The sequence below is a fragment of the Mycobacterium sp. 852002-30065_SCH5024008 genome (genome assembly GCF_001665645.1).
Lineage (GTDB): Bacteria > Actinomycetota > Actinomycetes > Mycobacteriales > Mycobacteriaceae > Mycobacterium > Mycobacterium paraffinicum.
The window spans coordinates 1-515 of record NZ_LZSZ01000104.1 but is presented as its reverse complement, the minus strand read 5'-3'; the positions used below and the strand labels follow the sequence as shown (position 1 = coordinate 515).

The following is a 515-nucleotide window of genomic DNA, read 5'->3' as shown; positions in this document are numbered from 1 at the left end:
AACCAGTAAGTGCGCCAACCGATTCGCGGCCTCATCCACCTCTCGATACGTCCACGACCGGTCCCCGAAACTCAGCGCCACCGCCTCGGGCGTGCGGCCGACTTGGGCGGCAAACAACGCTGGGATCGAGACCCCCGACACCGCCGGGCGGTCCAACACCGCCCGATTACCCCAGTTATCCAGGCGGACACGCTCGGACTCGTCGAGCACCCCGATCGAAGACACCGGCCGCGAGGGATCTGCCGTCATGTCGGCCAACACCCGCTCGAATCGCGCGATCAGGGTCTCGATGCTGTCGGGGTCGAACACATCGGTGCGAAACTCCACCGCACCGCTGATCCCGGCGGCCTGGCCCGCTTCGGTGAAGTTCTCGGACAAGGAGAATGTCAAATCCATCCGGGCCGTTTGGGTTTGCACCGGCAAGGGGTTGACCTGCAGAGCACCCAGGTCCAGCTCGGTGGGGTTGTGGTGTTGCCAGGCCAGCATGACTTGGACCCTGTCTCTTATACACATCT

The 515-nt window shown here is 63.9% G+C and carries 1 protein-coding gene; it reads right to left on the bottom strand.

Features of this window, described 5'->3' with window-relative positions; translation table 11 throughout:
• Window positions 1-515 (bottom strand): AMP-binding protein (locus A5781_RS14655; protein WP_156624652.1); only part of this gene is annotated, 515 nt, incomplete at both ends.